This window comes from Streptomyces sp. NPDC005963, from assembly GCF_040638655.1.
In the GTDB taxonomy this organism is placed as follows: domain Bacteria; phylum Actinomycetota; class Actinomycetes; order Streptomycetales; family Streptomycetaceae; genus Streptomyces.
On the sequence record NZ_JBEXVD010000043.1, the window covers coordinates 13,697 to 34,317 of the forward strand.

Sequence of the window (20,621 nt, forward strand, 5' to 3'; positions counted from 1 at the left end):
GCGCACCCCGGCCCGGCGTCCCTGCCACCACAGGAGCAGGCCATGTCCCGTCCCTTGACCTTCCGCCGCCTCGCGATGGCGGTGCCCGTCGCCCTCGGAGCCATCGCCCTGACCGTGCCGCACGCGGCGGCCACCTCCACACCGGCCCAGATCGCCACCTCCAAGACCAACGGCGTCGCCTACCTCAAGTCCCTCCAGGCCGCGGACGGTTCGTACGCCGGTTCCGGGCTCTCCAACGAGTGGGCCTTCAGCGCCTTCGCCGCGGCCGGCACCGCGGTCGTGGACGTCGCACCCGGCGGCGACACCACGAAGAACGCCCGAACCGTCTACCGGAACCTCCTGACCACCGCGGGTTGGCCCGCCGCCTCGCCGGTCGTCACCGACTACGAACGGGGCACCCTGAACGCGTACGCGGCGGGCATCGACCCCGCCCGGGTCTCCGCCTCCCGCAATCTGATCGCCGACGTCTACGGCTACTGGCAGACCGCCGAAGCCGGCTACTTCGGCCCCTCGGTCAACTACAACGGCACCGTGTTCGCCGCGCTGGCCCTCGGGGGAGCCAAGACGCAGACCGGTGCCCAGCGCGTGCCGCAGGCGCTCCTGGACAGAGTGATCACCCGTATCCGCGCCAACCAACACAACGACGGGGGCTGGGACTACCAGAAGGCCGAGGGCAACCCCACCCGTCTCAGTTCGGCCAGCGACGTCGACATGACAGGCGCCTCGATGGCGGCCCTATGTGCGTCCGGAGTCCCCAACACGGACACCGACATCGTCCAGGCCAGAACCTTCCTCAAGAACAAACTGGTGCCCGCCACCGGTGCTTTCAATGCGATGTACGGAGTCAACACCAACTCCAACGGATGGGCGGTCGCAGGGCTGAACGCCTGTGGCATCAACCCCCAGACCGGCGACTTCCTCACCTCCATGGGCAAGACCCCGATCGACTTCCTCATCGCCCAGCAGTACAACCCGGGCGGCGGCTTCAAGTACAAGCCCAGCGATACGGTGCCCTCCGCCTACGCCTCCATCGACGCCCTCCGTGCCGTCGCGGGCGGCGGCTTCACCACAGCCCCGCCCACCCCCGTCACCCCCGGCGCACCGACGTGGGTGGCCGAGGGAGGCTTCACCACCGGAACGCCCGCCAAACTCGCCCTCACGGTCGACGACGGCGCCGCCGGTCTGAAGGTCTGCTCGGTCGTCTTCACCCCCACCGCCGGCACGACCACCCTCGGGGACGTACTGAACGCGGCTGGTTCGGCCGCGACCCCGGCCGGTTGTGTGACCTCCGTGACGCCGTCGTCGGGCTCGGGCACCATCACCGCACTCAACGGCAAGTCCAACAGCGGTTCCAACACCTGGAAGGTCAGTGTGGACGGGTCCGCCTTCGCCTCGGCCACCCGGGGCAAAGTGATCAACATCGGGGACACCATCGCCCTGCGCTGGGGAGTCTGACCCACCCGGCAGGGTGGGAGGCGCCGCCCCAGCGCCTCCTGCCCTGCCCCGTACGCGGGGTTCGTGGATCGGAGAGCCGGGAACCGTATCGGTCAGCCGTTGATCAGCCGGGGCACCTGCACCGTGTCCACACCGCCGCGCCAAGGGGAATGGCGTTCCGCGACATCTCCCGCGCGTCGCGCGATGGTCGACCTCGGTCCACCTCCTGTCAAGTCGCCGATGGGGCATCTAATACGGTTAACTCTCGCCATATTGACGCTTCCGGCCCGTGCAATTAACTTGACTGGCAGTTAGCTGTACTCACCATCCGCGCCGCTCTTATTGAGTCAGATGCCTGTATGCGGAGCATCTCGGCGCCAGGCCCCTGCGTTAAGCATCCTGCGACTCAAGCATTCTTCTGTCTGCTTGCAGACCCCCGGGCGACATTTCACTTCTGGAACTGTCGCGCCTGCCCCCGCAAGGAAGAGGGAAATGCATGTCGGAAATCTTTCCGTGGACACCTGCGGCCATCGTGTTCGACTGCGACGGCACGCTCATGGACAGCGAGCGCCACTGGCAACTGGCCAGAGATCGAGTTCTCCAACAGTTTGACATCGTTGTCAGCGAGGAATTCGCCGAGCTGGCCAAGGGTGTCCACTACGTCGAATGCGGTCAGTTGATGGCCGCCGAAATCCACCGTCCCGACCTTGTCCAGGAGTTGACGGACCAGCTTCTCGACACCTTCCGTGCATTGGTCGCGGAGGCGCCCGCCACCACGCCGGGAGCCGCGGAACTGGTCGCCAGTGCAGCCGAGTTCGCGCCGCTGGCGGTGGCCAGCAACTGCCCCCGTGACGTGGTGCAGGACGGTTTGGAGGCCGCGGGTCTGCTGCGCCACTTCTCACACGTGGTCGTACCGGAGGAACAACTACGACCCAAGCCCTTCCCCGACGTCTACCTCAATGCCGTCGAGGCGTGCGGGGCTGAACCCTCCGACTGCCTTGCGGTGGAGGACTCCCTCTGCGGTATCAGATCGGCGGTGCGTGCCGGGCTGAGAGTCCTGGGGGTCGGCCCCCTGCCCGACCGCGAGAGCCTCGCGATGGTCGACCACTGGGTGCCCGCACTCGACGACCGTCCGCTGACGACGTGGATGGCGAACCGGGCGCTGTCGAGAGCGAGCTAGGGCGCCCGGTTCGGGGTCGGCCGATCGTGCGCGTATGCCGACGGGTCGACCATTGGTCCCGGCCCGAGGGCTCCTGTGGGTGGCCCTCCCCGTAGGAGGCGAACCCTCCATGACTTTGTCAGTCTGGGTTGACATTCCCCATCCGTCAATCCAGACTGACAGGCATGGAACGAGGAGAGCTCGCACGGACCCTCGCATCGCACGACCCCGCAGTGGGACTGCGTGCGGTGGGCGCGTTGCACCGGCTGGCCGAACAGGTCGAGGCCGCAGCGGTGACGCGTGCGAGGCAACAGGGATGGTCGTGGGAACAGATCGGGGACGCCCTGGGCGTGTCCCGTCAATCCGTTCACTCCAAGTACGGAAGGTGAGCCCGTGTTCGAACAGTTCTCTGACGAGGCCCGCAGTGCCGTCGGTTCGGCCCATGAGGAGGTCCGGATGCGCGGTGATCGCCGACTCGGCACCGAGCACCTCTTCCTCGGGCTGTTGCCGGCCGCAGGCGTGGCCCGAGCGGTGGATGTCGACCCGGTGGCCGCCCGGGTCGCCCTGGACGGCCTGGACCGGGCGGCGCTGGCGGTGGTCGGCATCGACGACCGGGGCGTCGAGCGGGTCGCGGTCCCCGCCTCGCGTAAACGCACGCCGTTCACGTCAGGTGCGCGCTCGGTCATCAAACGCAGCGTCGTCGAAGCGCAGAGGTCGGGCAGTCGGCGCATCGAAGCGGAGCACCTCCTCCTGGCGATCCTTTCCTGCGAACGGCCCGACCCGGCAGCGGAGTTGGTGGACACGCTGCACATCGACCGTTCAGCCGTGCGCGACCGGCTGCGGACGGGGCCCGGATCGGACGCCTGACCCGGGGCTCAAGTCGACACTGCGGCACTCGCCCGATTCCCGGAGGGGTTTCGCGGTGTCAGCGGTCGACCGAGGTGTGCAGCGGCGCCCTGCACCGTCGTATGGCGCTCCTGCCGCAACCCCGCCAGGCCGCGGGGGAGTGCCGTACCCGCTGACTGCCGCTCGTGACCAATGCGTTCACCGAGGTTAGGGGGTCGCCCGCGACCACCTTCGCCAGCAGTACGCCGACCAACAGGGGCAACAGCGCCGAGGCCAGAGCGGTGCCGGCGGTGGTGACGTGTTGGACGCGGGGGTGCCGCGGGGCGTTGGGAACCATGGTCCCCATTCGACAGTGATCCGCCCCGCGGGACATCGGCCGACGTACTCATGTCGAACGTCCTTGCGTACTCATGCGACGACGGGGCTTGCCGACGGACCCTTGGGGGACGTAGGCGCCCTTTGGACGCTCGCCGTTGCGACAGGCCGTCAAACCGGATCGGGAGCGGTTCGGGCGTCCGGTGCGTCTGTGCCGGTGTCGGGTCGGTCCGGCCGGGTAGCTCAGGCCGTTCGAGCCGGTCCATGGGTGATGCCGACGACGGTGGACGGTTCCGGGAGGCGAGGCATGGACGGACGCGAAGACGTGCGTACGGAAGCGGGGAAGCGCGGTTCACCCGCGATCGTGGGCAGTGCCGTGCTGCTCGTCCTCGCCAATGTCCTGACCGCGTATCTGATGTATCCGGCCTTCACTTCGTCGGACCTGGACGCCTCCGTGGGCGTCCCGCTGCTCATAGCGTTCCATCTCGCCCTGGGGACGGACTGGTTGACGAGCACCCTGGCGCGTGCGGGATGGGTGACGATGTGGTGGTGCGTCCCGCCGACGCTGCTCGCGCTCGCGTCGCTGGGGCGAATGAGCGCCTTCATCGACTGAGCGAATCCGGACCGCCCGGCGCTGCGATGCGCTGGGCGGCCCGGATGGACCGTGCGAACAACCGTCCGTGCCCCGGCGGGCGAGGGCCTGCCGGGGCACGGACGACGGGTGACTAGGGGAACTGGCTGCTCACGTCTCGCAGGTGACGCTGTCGCGCGGGGTGTAGCGGGTGCGGAAGGGCTCCCGCTTCACCTCTTCGCCGTTGTCGCGGAAGATGCGCTCGACCGTGACGTCGAACCCTTCCAGCGGCGTCTGCGGCTGGCAGTCCTTCGTGGCTCCGGGACGGGTGCCGGGCTCCTGCACGTTCGTCCGCGGTCCCTTGCTCGCTTCCACCGAGTCGTACTTCTTGGTGCCGAGGAAGGTGACCGTCACCGAGGTGTCGTTGGACTCGGCCAGGATGTAGATCGCGTTGCCGGAGTCGTTGGCGAACTTGAGGTCGAGACTGCCCCAGGCCACCGTCGCCTCGCGCCCCTCCGGGTACCGCTCGATGTAGAAGGAGTGTGCGCCGTACTCCACGGGCTTCACACCGGCGAAGAAGATGGCGTTGAAGACTGCGGTTGCCACTGTCGAGACACCGCCTCCGGCGGCCTTGGTGTACTTGTCGTTGAGGATGATGATCCCGTCGACGAAGCCGTTCTCCTTGGTGCGTTCCCCGACGGTCCGGTTGAAGCTCCAGGTTTCCTGCGGCTTGACGAGCGAGCCGTTGATGAGCTCCGCGGCCCGGCCGATGTTCTTCGTGCGGTACTCCGCCTTCTCGAAGGTGGCGGTGAACGACGAGACCTTCTCGGTGATGCCCAGGTCCGCGATGCTCTGTCGGGTGACCTTGGGCTGGGTCTTCTTGGTGACCACTTCGCCGGTGCGGGCCGTCCCCGACTTGGTCAACAGGGGCATGACCGCGTTCTTGAGCGAGGTCGCGGTGACCTCTTGGCCGGGCTTGCCGTCCTCGACGACTTCGACGGCGTCACCGTTCAGCCGGATCTTGGCGTCGGTGGCCTCGTTGGTGGCTTCGGACACCTCGGCGGCCACGGTCGGGTCCTTGAAGAGGCCCTTGCCGTCGAGCTTCGGCAGCAGGCGGCCCTTGCTGTCCGGGTCCATCTCCAGGTGCTTGCCGAGCACGGTCGCGGGGATGGTTACTCGTTCGCCGCCCGCGGTGAGGGTGACCGGCGCGGACATCGCCGGCTCCGCGAACTCACGCAGGGCGCGATTGGTCTCGGTCGCGCCGATGCGCGGTGCCGTCTTCTGGACGGGAAGGTCGATCGGGCCGCGCTGCGCGGCCGGGAAGGAGGCGCGCAGCGCATCGACCGATCCATCGACGTTCAGGCGCTGTCCGTCGAGCGGTCGGGTGTGCCGCGGCTGGCCCTCAGCGAAGGTGATCGCGCCGTCCCGGGCCTTGCGATCGTGTTTCTCGGCCAGGTCTCCCAGCGCGCCGCGTGCCTTGTCCTCGTCGAGGTGGACCACGGGTTCGATGGTGCTGCCGTCCGAGCCGAAGAGGCTGCCGATCACGGTGAACGGATCGATTCCGGGGCGGGCCGCGTTGCTGACGGTTTCCTCGGCATCGAAGCGGAATCCGGCCGCACGCGGATCGAGGGAGTCCGTTCGCGTGCCGATCTTCACGGCCACCGGGGCCGTGGCACTGGCTCCCAGCTCGCGGTCCAGGACCTCTCGGGCCTGTGACTGGCTCATGCCCCCGATGTTCACTCCGCGGACCGAGGTCCCCTCGGGTATCTCGTCCGCGGTGAGCAACAACCCGGAGAGGTAGAGGGCGCCCACACCGACGGCCAGGGCGCCACCCGTCGCAGCGGCGGGGTGTATTCGGCGGCGCATGAGACTCCCAGCAGACGGCTGACACGGGTCCGACCGGGCAAGGCCCGGTCGGTGAGGCAAGTCCATTGACGCTACCAAGGTACATACAAGGTGAAAACAACCAGAAACTGCCCCCTTGGCTCCGGCTTCCGCCCTGGCAGGGCGGGGAGTGAGCGCCCCGGTACGCACGGTGGGCTCGTGCCCGCCCGTGCGCCAGTCATGCACGGCTCCTGCGCCTCGGCCGCCGGTCGACCGGGTGAGCGGTCCGCTACGGACGGTCGGGACGCTGGTGGGGGAAGGTCAGGTCGTACGGGTTCCGTGGACCACGAACCAGATCGCTCGGGCGGTCGTCGTGCCCGCGTTGCGGAAGACGTGCGGTGTGAGGGAGTCGAAGGCGATGGAGTCGCCCTGCTTGAGCACGTACTCCTCGTCGCCCGTGCGGATCGTCAACTCGCCAGCGGTCACGATGCCGTACTCGAAGCCCTCGTGCCCGCCCGAGTGGTCGTCCGTGTTGGACGAGCCGCCCGGTTCGTACATGATCTCCAGGAAGTCGACCTGGCTGTCGGAGATCGTGGTGAGTCGCTCCCAGCGGACGCCGTTGCCGAAGTCGATCCCGCGCCTGTTCTCCGCCCGCTGGATCTGGGCTTGGTAGGAGGGCGGGAGCAGTTGCAGCGAACGGAACCCGCCGGTGGGCGCCGCGCCCGGGTGCGCGGCCGATGCAGGCGCCCCGTGCTCGGCCGTGGTGGACTCCCGGCTCGGCGGCGACTCCGGCCGCAGCAGGAAGTCCGTGGACACGTCCAGCTCGTGGGCGAGACGGTAGAGGATGCCCACCGACGGGGCCGTTTTGCCGAGCTCGATCTGTGACAACAGACTGGCGGAGCAGCCGACCCGACGCGCGAGTCCGCGCACCGACTCGCCACTGTCGAGGCGGACGGCACGCAGCCGAGAGCCGAGCGTCGCGTTGGGGGACTCCTGAACCGGATGCGCGGTCGTATCAGTCACGACTGTCAGTCTAGGTGCTACAGCGATTCGTGCAGTCTGACTGGACACTCCGAGGTGAGGTGCCGATGGTCAGGAGGTAGTGAAATGTTCATTTATCTCTCTATTTGTCTAGCAGAATCCACTATGGAGTGCCATTATTTGCGGGTATCGAGCGGAAAGTATGCATATGTCACCCTCTCAAAGTGATGTCCCACTCTGAGTGTCCATTCATGCTTGACACCTTGTTCGGCCCGTTCGTACGCTCACCGCGGGACGTGAGGCGCGCCACAACGAGCCCGCAGCGAGCCCACGACGGCTGTACAGGGCACGACAGAGGAGAACGTGGTGAACCGGACTCTCATTCAAAACGCCGACATCATCAGCGTCGATCCGAGCATCGGGAATCTCGACCGGGCGGATCTGCTCATTGAAGGGAGCAAGATCGCTGCGGTGGGCCGGGATCTGCCCACCGATGGCGCGCAGGTGGTGGACGGGCGCGGAGCGATCGTCATGCCGGGCATGGTCGACACCCATCGCCACCTCTGGCAGACGGTGCTCCGCAACATCGCGGCCGACTGGACCCTGAGCCAGTACTTCGCAGGCGTCCGGGTGCAGCTCGGCGGGCACTTCCGAGCCGAAGACGTGTACGCGGGCAATCTCGCCGGCGCCTACGAGGCGCTCAACGCCGGAGTGACGACCGTCCTCGACTGGTCGCACAACATGAACACCCCCGAGCACGCGGACGCGGCGATCGAGGCGCTCAAGGAGACCCACGGTCGATTCGTGATGTGTTACGGCAACGCCAACGACGAGTGGCTGCCGGTCAGCGACCTCCCCACCAACGCCGCCGACGCCCGGCGCGTGAGATCACAACACTTCTCCAGCGATGACCAACTGGTCCAGATGGGCATGGCCCTCCGCGGACCGCAGTACGCCACCCCCGACGTCACCCTCGACGACTGGGCCCTCGCCCGGGAACTGGGCGTGCTCATCTCCGTACACGTCGGGGACGGCGCATGGGGACGCAACCGGCCGGTCGCCTGGCTCGCCGAGAACGGGCTGTTGGGCCCCGATGTCGTCTGCGCCCACTGCAACTCCCTCGCCGACGACGAGTTCCAGATCATGGCGGACTCGGGCTGCTCGGCCGCAATGACACCCGAGATCGAGATGCAGATGGGGCACGGCTGGCCCGCCACCCGACGACTGCTCGACGTGGGGATGGCACCCACCCTCGGCATCGACATCGCCACCTGCAACACCGGTCACCTCTTCCAGGTGATGCGCACCGTACTGCTGGTGGAACGTGCCTTCGCCCATGCCGAGGCCGCGCAGCGCGGCGGCGTCCTCGAAGCACAGCTCCCGCTGAACACCAGTGACGCGATCGAGTTCGCCACCATCAACGGGGCCAAGGCGCTGCGCCTCGACCATCGGATCGGTTCGCTGACGCCGGGCAAGGACGCCGACCTCGTGCTGATCCGGGCGGACGGAATCGAGATGGCCCCCATGAACAACGCCGCGGGCGCGGTCGTGTTGGCCGGACACCCCGGATTGGTCGACTCGGTGTGGGTCGCAGGACGCCGCGTCAAGGCCGACGGCAAACTCGTGGGCGTCGACGAGCAGAAGGTGGTCGGACTCGTCGACCGGTCCAGGGACTTCGTCCTCGCACAGGCCGGAGTCGAGCCGGGCGGCCGGTTCCACCCGCCCGGCTACTGAGCGACTCCGCTCGCTGCGAAGTCCCCGCGCCCGCCAGCCCGTCGAGGGCCGACGGGCCGGCGAAACGCCGTAGCGCGCCCGAGCGCCGCCCCCTCCGCGCCCACCGTCCCCGCCCTGTCGCCCCGGGCGGGGACACCCGTCCCACCCGATGGAAGAACCGACCAATCCTGTCGGCGGTCGGTTCCGAATGCAGGGTGTGACGATCAAACGAACAGCCCTCACGCACGGTGCGTCGGCGGGAGCGAGCGGCCTCCTGGCCGGCTTCGCCGCCCTCGCCGCGGCCGAACTGATGGCTGCTGCCGTTCGGCCCGAAGCCGGACCCGTCACCGCCGTCGGCGGTGCGGCGATCGATCTCACTCCGGCACCGGTGAAGGACTGGGCGATCCGCTCCTTCGGCACCAACGACAAACTGGTGCTGCAACTCGGCATCGTCAGTGTCCTGGTGCTGTTCGCGCTGGCTCTCGGGCTGCTCGCCCTGCGCCACCGCAAGGTCGGCGCGGCCGGTGTACTCGTCTTCGGCGTCGTCGGAACCGTGGCGGCCCTCAGCCGGCCGGATTCCCAGAGCTGGACCGACGCGCTGCCGTCGCTGGTCGGCGCCCTGGTCGGCTCCGCGGTCCTGTACGTCCTCATCGGAGCGCTCGGACCGGCACCGGTCCCCGGGGCCGGGTCCGAGGTACGACCCGATCGCCGTGCCTTCCTCGTCGCCGCCTCGGCCGCCGCCGTCGCATCTGCCGGAGTGGGGACGCTCGGCCGTTCCCTCACGGCACGCCACGGCAAGGACGCCATCGCCTCCCGTACCGCCGTACTCCTCCCCCGACCCGCGTCACCCGCCGCGACGATCCCACCCGGCGCACGGCTGCGCGTTCCCGGGCTGAAGCCCTTCACCACCGCCAACAAGGACTTCTACCGTGTCGACACCGCGCTGGTGGTGCCGAAGGTCGACGCCACCACATGGCGGCTGCGCATCCACGGCAAGGGCGTGCGGGAACCGCTCACCCTCACCTTTCGGGATCTGCTCGACCGTGAGCTGATCGAACGCGACATCACCCTCACCTGTGTCTCCAACGAGGTCGGCGGGCCCTACGTCGGCAACGCCCGGTGGATCGGCGTCCGCCTCGCCGACCTGCTGCGCGAAGCGGGGGTCAAGCCCCCGGCGAGGGGCGGCCCGGCGGACCAGTTGGTCGCGCGGTCCGTCGACGGAATGACCCTCGGCACCCCGGTCGACGCCGTCATGGACGGGAGGGACGCCCTGCTCGCCCTGGGGATGAACGGCGAACCACTACCGTTCGACCACGGCTTTCCCGTACGCATGGTCGTTCCCGGACTGTACGGCTTCGTCTCCGCCTGCAAGTGGATCGAGGACATCGAGCTCACCACGTTCGACGACTACGACCCCTACTGGGTGAAGCGCGGTTGGGCGCGCGAGGCACCCATCAAGACCCAGTCCCGCATCGACACCCCCAAGCCCTTCGCCCGGCCCGGTGCCGGCACGGTGATGATCGCGGGAGTCGCCTGGGCCCAACACCGAGGCGTCGAACGGGTGGAGGTCCGCGTGGACGACGGCCCTTGGCGACGGGCCGACCTCGCGGAACAGCACACCGTCGACACCTGGCGCCAGTGGTCCCTTCCGTGGCGCGCGACCCCGGGAAGCCACACCCTCTCCGTCCGTGCGACCGACCGCACGGGTGAGGTCCAGACGGAAGAACGGGCCAAGACCGTTCCCGACGGGGCCAGCGGCTGGCACACGGTGGTCGTCAACGTCGAGTGAGGGACGCGCCGATGTCCCTCGCCCGACGACGCCCCGTGTCGCCAGCCGCAATGATCGACCTGCCCGAGCGGTACGCGGGAGGGCCCGTGCCTTCCCCGGCAGCCCGATCGCTCCGACCGCCCCACCCTCGTGCCCCGTACGGGTGAATCCCACGACCCGGGCAATCCGGACCCCGGCCGGAGCCGAATCCACCACGGTCGAGAGCGTTTGAGCGGACGCAACCGGCCGGGTCCGCCCTGATGAGCCCATCGGGGAGCGCAGCAGGGCGGAGTCCGACGCCGCGGTGGCGAGGGCCACCACGGCGTCGGACACCATTTCGCACCCTGAAAGGCAGTACCCCACAGCGGGGGGCCGGCGTTGGACACCCGAACCACATCCCCCAGACCCAGCCCTACGGAGTCCCTGTGCCTGCCATCGACAGCACCGCCACACTGGAGAGCGGCTCGCCGTCCCTCACCTGGCCCGCCGCCCTGGGAGAGAACGTCAGCGAACGGGAGTTGACCTTCGCCGGCTTCCGCTACCTCTGTCGCACCGTACCCAGCAGTCGGCCGCGCACCGAACCCGTGCTGATCCTGGGCGGATCGTCCCAGGACCGGTACTCCTGGGTGCGCCACGAAGCACGGCTCGCCGAGGTGGGCGAGGTGATCACCGTCGATCTGCCCGGCTATGGAACCGCAGACTTCCTGCCCGCCAGTTACGGGATCGACTTCCTCGCCGCAACAGTCCGCCACCTCATCGACGAACTGCGCCTGCCCCGAGTCAATCTGATCGCGGCCTGCTACGGAGGTGCCGTGGGACTCCGCTTCGCCCAGCACTATCCGCAGCTGCTCCGGCGGCTGATGTTCGTCGGCATGACCCCCGCCATCCCCGAAGGCTATGCAGCCGCCATGCGCCGCTGGGACACCATGATCCGACAGGGCCAGATCCAGCCCATCGCCCGGGAACTCGCCGACCACTTCATGTCCCCTCCGGGCACCGGGACCGTCCGGCGGCACGCCGCGATCTCGCGGCTCGTCTACCAGCAGATCGCCGGCCAGGACCCCCAGCAACTCGCCATGTCCGCCGAACACAACAGCCGTCTGATGCACCATGAATGGCTGCGCCCGGAACCCGTACCGGTCGTGCCCACCCTCGTCGTCACCGGCGAACACGACACCCTCACCACCCCCGCCATGGGACGGGCCCTCGCAGCCGACCTCCCCGGTTCCCGGTTTCTGACCATCAAGGAGACCGACCACCTCGCCCCGCTGGAACGCATCGCCGACTTCGCCGACCTGATGGCCCGCTTCTGCACGGACGACCCCCTGGAAGACCTGGGCTACCTCAATCCGCCCGAGCCGTGCGACATCCCCCTGCCGCGCTGACCGGTTCCGGGCACGGCCGGGGGAGCGCCGCACCGGGTGGATCGGGGGAGCCCTACTCCCCGCGGGCCTCCCCGCCGGCGCACTCCCTGGCCCGGGCGGCCCGGCGCGGCGGGCCTTGGTCGCCGCGCTGACCGGCGCAGCTGAAGGCCGGCGACCGGACCGGCGGATTTAGAAGCGCTTCATCAGGCGTTCGGACAATGTCGGGCCCGAGCGGACACCGCAGACGCGATCCGCCGTTCCCGAACCCAGGGGGCCGTATGACGAGTCCGAGCCCGCACAGCACCCACCCGGAACTCCCCGAGTTCCCGATGTCCCGCCAGTGTCCCTACCACCCGCCCGCGGGCTACGCCGAACTCAGGAAGGAGGGCCCGCTCGCCCGTGTGCGGCTGTACGACGGCCGGGTGGCGTGGGTGGTGACGGGCTACGCCGAAACCCGCGGGCTGCTGGTCGACCTCCGGCTGTCCTCCGACCGCTCCCGGCCGGACTTCCCCGTACTCGTACCGCGCATGGCCGCCGCAAGACTCGTGGCGCTCGTGGGAATGGACCCGCCGGAACACGGCATCCAGCGACGGATGCTGATCCCCAGCTTCACCGTCAAACGGATCAACGGGCTGCGCCCCGCCATCAGACGCATCGTCACTCAGCGCATCGACGCGCTGCTCGCAGATGGGGGCGGGGAAGCCGATCTGGTGCCCCAGTTCGCCCTGCCGGTGCCCTCCGCGGTGATCTGCGAACTGTTGGGGGTGCCCTACGAGGACCATGAGTTCTTCGAGGAGCAGACCCGGCGGATGCTCCTCGCCACCAGTACCGCCGAAGAGGCCGCCACGGCGAGCCGTGCGCTGATCCGCTACTTCGACGAACTGATCGAAGCCAAGCTGGACGCGCCCGGGACCGGACTGCTCGACGAACTCATCGTCGACCGGCTCGGTACGGGAGAGCTCACCCAGGCCGAATTGGCCTCCATCGCCATGTTCCTCCTGGTCGCCGGACACGAGACGACCGCGAACATGATCGGGCTCAGCATCCTGACCCTGCTGGCGCACCCCGAGCAGTTCGCGCTGCTGCGGTCGGGTGAGGTGGCGGCAGCGGGCGCGGTCGAGGAACTCCTGCGGTTCCTCTCCGTCGCGGACGAACTCCAGCGGGTCGCCGCGGCCGACATCGAGATCGGCGGAGTGGTGATCGAGGAAGGAGACGCCGTGTACCTTCCGAACGCGGCGGCCAACCGTTCCGCAGAGGCGTTCCCCGACCCCGACACCCTGGACATCGGACGCGGCACACGCCACCACCTCGCCTTCGGCTACGGAATCCACCAGTGCATAGGCCAGAACCTGGCCCGGGCGGAGTTGGAGATCGCGCTCCAGGAACTCGCCACGCGGCTGCCGGACCTGCGTCTCGCCGTGCCGATCGACGGGCTCGGCACCAAACCCGGGGGATCTGTCCAGGGCATCGTGCGGCTGCCCGTCACCTGGTAGGTCGCCTGCCCCGGGTAGGCGGTCGTCCCGCTGGTGGAAGTGAACGGCCGTCGGCCCGGTGCACCACAGGGGCCGACGACCGTTCACGTCGGGATCAGGCCGCCGGCGCCTGCTCCTCCAGGAACTGCGCCACCGCCGCAGGAGTCGGATAGTCGTACAACAGGACCGGCGGCAGCAATAGCCCGGTCGCCTCGCACAGACGGTTGCGCACTTCCAAGGCGGTGAAGGACGAGAAGCCGATGTCGAGGAAGTTGTCCTGGGCGTCGATGAGCTCCGGTGACGGATGCCCCAACACATCGGCCGCATGGACGCGTACGAGGTGCAGATAGTCGCCCTCGTCCGGCTCGACCCCCGCCTCGATCGGCGAATTGATCGGTGAATCGCCCGGAGGGGGCACCACATCGACGCCCCGAACGCGCGGTGCCACCGATCGGGTCCGGGGCGGCCACCAGTAGTGGCGCCGCTCGAAGGGGTACGTCGGCAAGGGCACACCGGGCCCTGACAGCTCCCCGTACCAGGCATCCCAGTCCACCGGCGCCCCCGCCACGTGCAAGCGGGACAGCGCCGCCGTCAGCGTCGCCTCCTCCGGCCGCTGGCGCACCAATGTGGGAACCACCACCGAGCGGCCCGCGCCCTGAGCCAGGGCCGCCGTCACCAACGGAGTAAGCACGGCATCCGGTCCGACCTCGACGAACGCCGTCACCCCCGCCTTGGCCAACGTGTCGACCACCGCACCGAAACGCACCGGCGAACGCACATGTCGGGCCCAGTAGTCCGGCTGCTGCAACTCCTCCAGCTCCACCGGCTCCCCGGTCAGGTCCGAAACGATCCCCAGGGTCGGAGCCCGGAACCGCAACCCCGCCACCACCTGTCGCAACCCCTCCACGGCACCTTCCATGTGGTGGGAGTGGAAGGCGTGGCTGACCCGCAGGCGTTTGGTGCGCCGCCGCCACACCGACAGCGCGGCCTCGATCTCCGCCACCGCGTCCGCATCTCCCGAGACCACCACCGCCGTGGGACCGTTGACGGCGGCGAGGTCCACCCGGCCCGATACACCGGTCAGCAGTCCGCGCACTTCCTGTTCCGAAGCCTCACACGCCAACATGGCTCCACCGGCCGGCTGTTGGCTCATCAACCGACCGCGCGCCGCCACCAACGCACTCGCGTCCTCCAACGACAGCGCACCGGCCGCGGCGACCGCCACCAGACCGCCGATCGAATGCCCGGCCACCCACTCCGGCTCCGGCAACAGCCGGCCCAACAGCCGGAACAGTGCGAGCTCCACGGCGAACAACGCGGGCTGGGCGTACTCGGTCCGCTCCAACAGGGCCGCTTCCGCACTGCCCTCACCGGCCAGCAGCAACGACAGCAACGGCCGGCCCAACGGCCCGTCGAACGCCCCGCAGATCTCCGCCAGGTCCGCCCTGAAGTCCGGTCGGTGTTCGGACAGACCACGGCCCATCCCCACCCGGTGACTGCCCTGACCGGTGAAGAGGTATCCCGTCACCGGGGGCTCCCCGGCCACACCGCGCACCACACGCGGAGACGAACGTCCCGCAGCCAGCTCGGCGAGCGCCGCCAGGCGCTCCTCCCGCGGCCCCGGCAGCACCACCGCACGCTCGCGCAGATGCGTACGCCCCCGGGCCAGCGACGCACCGATCACCGCGTCCGGAACCTCGTCACCCCCACCCCGCACCCGCTCGACGAGCCGCTCCGCCTGCGCGCGCAGCGCCGGTTCGGTACGGGCCGACAGCGGCCAGACGGCGACCGACGCATCCACCGTCGCCGGGGTCTCCACCTCGGTCGGCGGCGCCTGTTCGACGATCACATGGGCGTTGGTCCCGCTGATCCCGAACGACGACACCCCCGCCCGGCGGGCGCGCCCCCGGTCGGGCCACGGCACCGCCTCGTCCGCCACCAACTCGACGGCTCCCGCCGACCAGTCCACGTGGGGCGTCGGTTCGTCCACGTGCAGGGTCCGCGGCACCACGCCCCGTCGGATCGCCTCCACCATCTTGATCACACCGGCCACGCCGGCAGCCGCCTGGGTATGGCCCAGATTGGACTTCAACGACCCGAGGAGCAGCGGTTCTCCCACCGGCCGTCCCTGCCCGTAGGCGGCGAGCAGGGCCTGTGCTTCGATGGGGTCGCCGAGCCGGGTGCCCGTACCGTGCGCCTCGACGACGTCCACCTGTTGCGGGGCGAGCCGCGCCGCCGCCAGGGCCTGTTGGATCACCCGTTCCTGGGTGGGGCCGTTGGGAGCGGTGAGCCCATTGCTCGCACCGTCCTGGTTGACCGCGGATCCACGCAGCAGTGCCAGCACCCGCCGGCCGTTGCGACGGGCGTCCGAGAGGCGCTCCAACAGGATCAGCCCGGCCCCTTCCGAGAATCCGGTGCCGTCCGCACCGGCTGCGAAAGCCTTGCAGCGCGCGTCCGGGGAGAGCCCGCGCTGTCTGCTGAACTCCAGCAGCAGCAGGGGGGTCGCCATGACGGTCACCCCGCCCGCCAGTGCGAGATCGCACTCCCCGGAGCGCAGTGACCGTGCCGCGAGATGCATGGCGACCAGCGAGGACGAGCACGCCGTGTCGATGGTGACGGCGGGGCCCTCCAACCCGAGGTGGTAGGCGATCCTCCCGGACGCAACGCTGGTCGCGTTCCCCGTCATGAGGTGCCCCTCATAGCCGTCCGGGATGTCGTCGGGCGCAGGGACGTACGCCTGGGAGACCACACCGGCGAACACTCCCGTCCGGCTGCCCCGCAAACCCCCCGGCGGGATGCCGGCCCGCTCGAAGGTCTCCCACGCCGTCTCCAACAACAGCCGCTGCTGCGGGTCGGTGGCGACGGCCTCCCTCGGGCCCATCCCGAAGAACGCCGCATCGAACTCGCCGGCGTCGTGCAGAAAGCCCCCTTCGCTGACGTACGTCGTTCCCGTCCGGTCCGGATCCGGGTCGTACAGCCCCTCCACGTCCCACCCCCGGTTCACGGGGAAGCCCGACACCGCATCGCGCTCGTCTGCCAGCAGCCGCCACAGGGACTCGGGGGAGTCCACGCCGCCCGGGAACCGGCAGCCCATCGCCACGATCGCCAACGGCTCGTGATCGCGGTCCTCCAACTCCTTGATGCGTCGCTTCGCCTGCTGGAGGTCCGCGGCGGCCCGTTTGAGGTAGTCGCGGAGCTTGTTCTCGTTGCTCATCGCAGTCGCACTCTCTCCGTTGTGGGGGTTCAGGACGCGTCGACTTCGCCGATGTCACCCAGTCCGAGGTCCAACGCCCGGAACAACTCCTCATCGGTGGCCGTGCTGAGATCGGTCTCCGGGGGTGCCTGGTCGGCGTCGCCCTGGTCGGGGCCCGCCTCTTCCTCCCAGCGCCAGAGCGCTGCGCGGAGCCGCTCCCGCAACACGGCGAAGTCGGGGCTGTCGACGGTCACCGATGCCAACAGCCGGTCCAGCTCGGCCGCCGGGTCGCCGGGAGCGAGCAGGGCCAGGAGTCGGCTCGCCAGCGCCCGCGGGGTGGGGAAGTCGAACACCAACGTCGTGGGCAACCGCAGCCCGGACGCCGTGGCGAGCCGGTTGCGCAACTCCACCGACGTCAGGGAGTCAAAGCCGACCTCCTTCAACGCCCGGTCCGCAGCGATGTCGTCCGCGGCCAGATGCCCGAGCACCGCCGCCACCTGGTCGCGCACCAGGGTGAGCACCACCCGCTCGCGCTCGGGACCGGGCAGCGCGGCCAGCCGTTCCGCCAGACCGCGCGGGGACTCCCCGGACGTGCGTGCGGCACGTCTGACGACCGGCCCGCGCACCAGGGCGCGCAGCACCGGCGGCACGCCGACCGTACCGGCCTGTGCCCGCAACGTCCCGGTGTGCAACGGCGCCGGCACCAGCAGGGGCCGCCCCGCCGCCACGGCCGCATCGAACAGGGCGAAGCCCTCGGCCAGCGACATCGGAACGAGCCCGCCCCGGCCGATGCGGGCACGGTCGGTGTCCCCGAGGTGCCCTGTCATCCCGGACGCGTCCTCCCACATGCCCCAGGCCAGCGAAACGGCCGGCAGTCCCAGCCGGTGACGGTGCACGGCCAGTGCGTCCAGGAAGACGTTCGCAGCCGCGTAGTTCCCCTGACCGGCACCCCCGAGCAGCCCGGAGACGGAGGAGAACAGCACGAACGACGTCAGATCAAGACCGAGCTCGCCGCTCAGCTCGTGCAGATGCCATGCCGCGTCCACCTTCGGCCGCAACACGACGTCGACCTTCTGCGGTGTGAGCGAGGAGACCACCCCGTCGTCGAGGACGCCGGCCGCATGGACGATGTCCGTGATGGGGTGCGCGGGATCCACCGAAACCAACACCTCCGCCAACGCCTCACGGTCGGCCACATCGACCGCGACCACGCGCACGCGGGCCCCCAGAGCCTCCAACTCGGCCGTTAGCTCAGCGGCCCCGGGCGCTTCGGGTCCGCGGCGGCCCGTCAGCAGCAGGTGTCGTGCGCCGCGAACGGTCACCAGATGGCGGGCGAGGGCGGCGCCGAGCGTACCGGTACCACCGGTGATTAGTACGGTGCCCGGCCCGCCTTCGGCCTGGCCCGCGGGCGTCGGGACGGTGAGCACCACCTTCCCCACCTGCTTCGCCTGTGCAAAGTACCGGAAGGCGTCCGGTGCCCTTTCAACGGGCCAGCTGGTGACCGGCAGTGGCGTCAACACCCCCGCTTCGCAGAGTTCGAGTACCCGGGACAACACCCGTCCCACGGTGTCGGGGTCCATGTCGAGCAGTTCGAACGGTCGGTACGCCACTCCCGGTCGCTCGGCGGCCACCAGGCCCGGATCTCGGAGATCGGCGATGCCCATCTCCACGAAACGCCCTCCGATCCGCAGGAGCCGCAGGGAGGCATCGATGAACTCCCCGGTCAACGAGTTGAGTACGACGTCCACCCCCTCGCCATCGGTGGCCGCAAGGAAGCTCTGCTCGAACTCCGTCGTCCGCGAAGACGCCAGATGGGTCTCGTCCACTCCCAGTGCCCGCAGCGCCCCCCATTTGGCGGGGCTCGCAGTGGTGAACGCCTCCAACCCCAGATGACGCGCCAGCTGAAGGGCCGCCAGCCCCACGCCACCGGCCCCCGAATGGATCAGCAGCCGCTCGCCCTCGGTGACTTCTGCCAACTCCACCAGCCCGTAGTAAGCGGTGGTGAACACCGCCGGTACGCCCGCGGCCTGGGTGAAGGACCAGCCACGGGGGATGGGTGCGAGCAGCCGTCGATCGGCCACGGCGATCGGCCCCGCCGCACCGGGCACGAGTCCGAAGACCCGGTCACCGACGTCCAGACCGGTCACTCCGGGACCGATCTCCACCACGGTTCCCGCCGCCTCGGTCCCCAGCGGGCCACCACCGGGGACCACCCCCAGCACGGTCAGCACATCGCGGAAGTTCAATCCGGTGGCGCGCACCGCGATCCGCACCTGGCCGGGCTCCAGTGGGGCGTCTGCCGCGGGATGGGCGGCCAGACGCAGATCGTCGGGTGAACCGCCCACGGACTCCAGCCGCCACGAGCCCCCGTCGAGGGGCGGGGAGAGCGGGGTGCTTCCCGCGGCGGGTGACGCCAGACGGGGAACCGACAACTTTCCGTCACGCAGGGCGAGTTGTGGTTCGCCCGTGCTTAGCGCCGCTTCCAGAACCCGCCGGGACGGGGAGCCCTCGGCCGGATCGTCGATGTCGACGAGGACGATCCGATCGGGGTTCTCCGTCGCCGCGGAACGGGCCAGCCCCCACAGGGGTGCCGCCGTGAGGTCCTGTACGTCCCCGGAGACGGCCGCCACGGCATGGCGGGTGAGGACCACCTGAAGTGGTACGGAGTCATCGCCCTGGTCCGACCGGTCCTGGAACCGGGCGAGCAGTGCGGTGAGCGAGGCGCGCACCGCCTGCGGTACGGCACCCTCGCCCGCGGCGGTGGCGTCCACCACCTCGTACACGGGCGGTGTGGGCGCCTCATCCGGCAGGGGGACCTCGTTCCACCCCAGTTCGTAGAGCGATTCCGCCGTGGCCACGGGCTTGCGGGCGGAGGACAGCTGACCCTCGGGCACCGGACGCAGCGTCAATGCGTCGACGGAGAGGACCGGGGCGCCCGCAGGGTCACTGATCGAGACGCTCACGGTGTCCTCACCCGCCGTTCCCGGGGTGATCGTGACCCGGAGCGTCGTCGCCCCCGTCGCCCGGAGCGTGACACCGCTCCAGGAGAAGGGCAGCCGGACGCCGTCACCCAGGAAGTCCCCGAGCGCCATGGCGTGGAGACCGGAGTCCAACAGGGCGGGATGCAGGGCGAAGCGGGCCGCCTCTTCCTCCTGTTCGGGGGAGAGGGACACCTCCGCGTGCACGGCGGTGCCGTCGGCGGAGCGCCAGGCGGCATGGAGATTCTGGAATCCGGGCCCGTATTCGTATCCGAGAGCGGCCAGTTCGTCGTAGAGGTTCTCCACATCGAGAGCCGCCGCGCCCTCCGGCGGCCAGTTCACGGTCCCATCGGTGTGCTCCGGAGCGGGGTCGTGCGGCTGCGGTGCGAGCACGCCGGATGCGTGGCGCGTCCAGTGTTCGGTGTGTTCGTCGAAGGAGTGCACCGAGAAGGGTCGTTGGCCGGCTTCGTCCGGTGCCTGAACCGCCGCCTGGATACGTACGCTGCCGTGTTCGGGGATGAGCAGGGGAGCTTCAAGGGTGAGCTCGCCGATCCGGCCCGTGCCGATGCCCTCCGCCGCGTGGAAGGCGAGTTCCAGCAGGGCGGTCGCGGGCAGGAGCGCGGTCCCGTTGACCGCATGGTCGGTGAGCCAGGGATGTGCCGGAGCGGATATGCGCCCCGTGAGCAGGACTCCGTGGCCGTCCGCGAGGGACGTGACCGCGGTGAGGAACGGGTGCTGCGAGGAGTCGAGTCCCAGACTCCGCGCGTCGCTCTGGGCGGCAGGACCCTCCAGCCAGTAGCGGTGGTGTTGGAAGGGGTAGGTGGGGAGGTTGGGGGGTGGTGTGGTGGGGGTGGTGTGCCAGTGGGTGGGGGTGCCGTGGGTGTGGTGTTGGGCGAGGTTGTGGTGGAACTGGTTGAGGGTGCCGTGGTTGCGGCGGAGGGTGCCGGTGATGAGGGTGGGTGTGTTGGTGTGTTCTGTGCCTGTGCCTGTGCCTGTGCCTGTG

14 protein-coding genes are annotated in these 20,621 nt (G+C 69.6%); 9 read left to right on the forward strand and 5 right to left on the reverse strand.

Translation table 11 applies throughout. From position 1 onward, the window contains the following. Positions 1-42: 42 nt before the first annotated feature. The 4 genes from ABZ348_RS33340 (at position 43) to ABZ348_RS33355 (ending at position 3,460) form a co-directional block, all read left to right on the forward strand. Positions 43-1,455, forward strand: a complete 1,413-nt coding sequence (locus ABZ348_RS33340; RefSeq protein WP_358939530.1) for a hypothetical protein — start codon at positions 43-45, stop codon at positions 1,453-1,455. 475 nt (positions 1,456-1,930) lie between these two features. Then, positions 1,931-2,614 carry an HAD family phosphatase gene (locus ABZ348_RS33345; protein ID WP_358939532.1) on the forward strand — a complete coding sequence of 228 codons (684 nt, stop codon included), beginning with the start codon at positions 1,931-1,933 and terminating at the stop codon, positions 2,612-2,614. Positions 2,615-2,778: 164 nt separating this feature from the next. Next, a complete protein-coding gene (locus ABZ348_RS33350; RefSeq protein WP_358939534.1) occupies positions 2,779-2,982 on the forward strand; it encodes a helix-turn-helix domain-containing protein in 204 nt (67 codons plus the stop codon). 4 nt (positions 2,983-2,986) lie between these two features. Then, positions 2,987-3,460: a Clp protease N-terminal domain-containing protein gene (locus tag ABZ348_RS33355; RefSeq protein WP_358939536.1), complete on the forward strand. Its 474-nt coding sequence runs from the start codon at positions 2,987-2,989 to the stop codon at positions 3,458-3,460. A 58-nt stretch (positions 3,461-3,518) separates the two neighbouring features. Here the strand turns inward: ABZ348_RS33355 and ABZ348_RS33360 are convergent, their stop codons facing one another. After that, positions 3,519-3,776: a hypothetical protein gene (locus ABZ348_RS33360; RefSeq protein ID WP_358939538.1), complete on the reverse strand. Its 258-nt coding sequence runs from the start codon at positions 3,774-3,776 to the stop codon at positions 3,519-3,521. A 285-nt stretch (positions 3,777-4,061) separates the two neighbouring features. On the opposite strand from ABZ348_RS33360, the gene ABZ348_RS33365 reads away from it, so the two are divergent. Then, positions 4,062-4,367 (forward strand): hypothetical protein, encoded by a 306-nt coding sequence (locus ABZ348_RS33365; protein ID WP_358939540.1) that lies wholly within the window; start codon positions 4,062-4,064, stop codon positions 4,365-4,367. A gap of 129 nt (positions 4,368-4,496) precedes the next feature. On the opposite strand, the gene ABZ348_RS33370 is transcribed toward ABZ348_RS33365, so the two are convergent. After that, positions 4,497-6,191, reverse strand: a complete 1,695-nt coding sequence (locus ABZ348_RS33370; protein ID WP_358939542.1) for a VanW family protein — start codon at positions 6,189-6,191, stop codon at positions 4,497-4,499. Positions 6,192-6,470: 279 nt separating this feature from the next. Then, positions 6,471-7,172: a cupin domain-containing protein gene (locus ABZ348_RS33375; protein ID WP_358939544.1), complete on the reverse strand. Its 702-nt coding sequence runs from the start codon at positions 7,170-7,172 to the stop codon at positions 6,471-6,473. 324 nt (positions 7,173-7,496) lie between these two features. Here ABZ348_RS33375 and ABZ348_RS33380 point away from each other — a divergent pair, with 324 nt between their 5' ends. From ABZ348_RS33380 to ABZ348_RS33395, 4 genes are all read left to right on the forward strand, one after another. Further along, positions 7,497-8,864 carry an amidohydrolase family protein gene (locus ABZ348_RS33380; protein WP_358939546.1) on the forward strand — a complete coding sequence of 456 codons (1,368 nt, stop codon included), beginning with the start codon at positions 7,497-7,499 and terminating at the stop codon, positions 8,862-8,864. Positions 8,865-9,051: 187 nt separating this feature from the next. Further along, positions 9,052-10,632 carry a molybdopterin-dependent oxidoreductase gene (locus ABZ348_RS33385; RefSeq protein ID WP_358939548.1) on the forward strand — a complete coding sequence of 527 codons (1,581 nt, stop codon included), beginning with the start codon at positions 9,052-9,054 and terminating at the stop codon, positions 10,630-10,632. Between the two features lie 404 nt (positions 10,633-11,036). Next, entirely contained in the window at positions 11,037-11,996 is a 960-nt protein-coding gene (locus ABZ348_RS33390; RefSeq protein ID WP_358939550.1) for an alpha/beta hydrolase, read from the forward strand. Positions 11,997-12,253: 257 nt separating this feature from the next. Then, the gene (locus ABZ348_RS33395; RefSeq protein ID WP_358939552.1) at positions 12,254-13,468 is read left to right on the forward strand and encodes a cytochrome P450; all 1,215 of its coding nucleotides are present in this window, start codon (positions 12,254-12,256) and stop codon (positions 13,466-13,468) included. Positions 13,469-13,562: 94 nt separating this feature from the next. Here the strand turns inward: ABZ348_RS33395 and ABZ348_RS33400 are convergent, their stop codons facing one another. Beyond that, positions 13,563-16,661, reverse strand: coding sequence for a beta-ketoacyl synthase N-terminal-like domain-containing protein (locus ABZ348_RS33400; RefSeq protein ID WP_358939554.1), 3,099 nt, complete (start codon positions 16,659-16,661; stop codon positions 13,563-13,565). A 29-nt stretch (positions 16,662-16,690) separates the two neighbouring features. Then, positions 16,691-20,621 (reverse strand): SDR family NAD(P)-dependent oxidoreductase (locus ABZ348_RS33405; protein ID WP_358939556.1); only part of this gene is annotated, 3,931 nt, incomplete at its 5' end.

Bases quoted from the DNA above. Each gene is read 5' to 3' on its own strand.
- ABZ348_RS33365 (WP_358939540.1), top strand. From the start codon at position 4,062: ATGGACGGACGCGAAGACGTGCGTACGGAAGCGGGGAAGCGCGGTTCA.
- ABZ348_RS33345 (WP_358939532.1), top strand. From the start codon at position 1,931: ATGTCGGAAATCTTTCCGTGGACACCTGCGGCCATCGTGTTCGACTGC.
- ABZ348_RS33340 (WP_358939530.1), top strand. From the start codon at position 43: ATGTCCCGTCCCTTGACCTTCCGCCGCCTCGCGATGGCGGTGCCCGTC.
- ABZ348_RS33395 (WP_358939552.1), top strand. From the start codon at position 12,254: ATGACGAGTCCGAGCCCGCACAGCACCCACCCGGAACTCCCCGAGTTC.
- ABZ348_RS33350 (WP_358939534.1), top strand. From the start codon at position 2,779: ATGGAACGAGGAGAGCTCGCACGGACCCTCGCATCGCACGACCCCGCA.
- ABZ348_RS33370 (WP_358939542.1), bottom strand. From the start codon at position 6,191: ATGCGCCGCCGAATACACCCCGCCGCTGCGACGGGTGGCGCCCTGGCC.
- ABZ348_RS33360 (WP_358939538.1), bottom strand. From the start codon at position 3,776: ATGGTTCCCAACGCCCCGCGGCACCCCCGCGTCCAACACGTCACCACC.
- ABZ348_RS33400 (WP_358939554.1), bottom strand. From the start codon at position 16,661: ATGAGCAACGAGAACAAGCTCCGCGACTACCTCAAACGGGCCGCCGCG.
- ABZ348_RS33385 (WP_358939548.1), top strand. From the start codon at position 9,052: ATGCAGGGTGTGACGATCAAACGAACAGCCCTCACGCACGGTGCGTCG.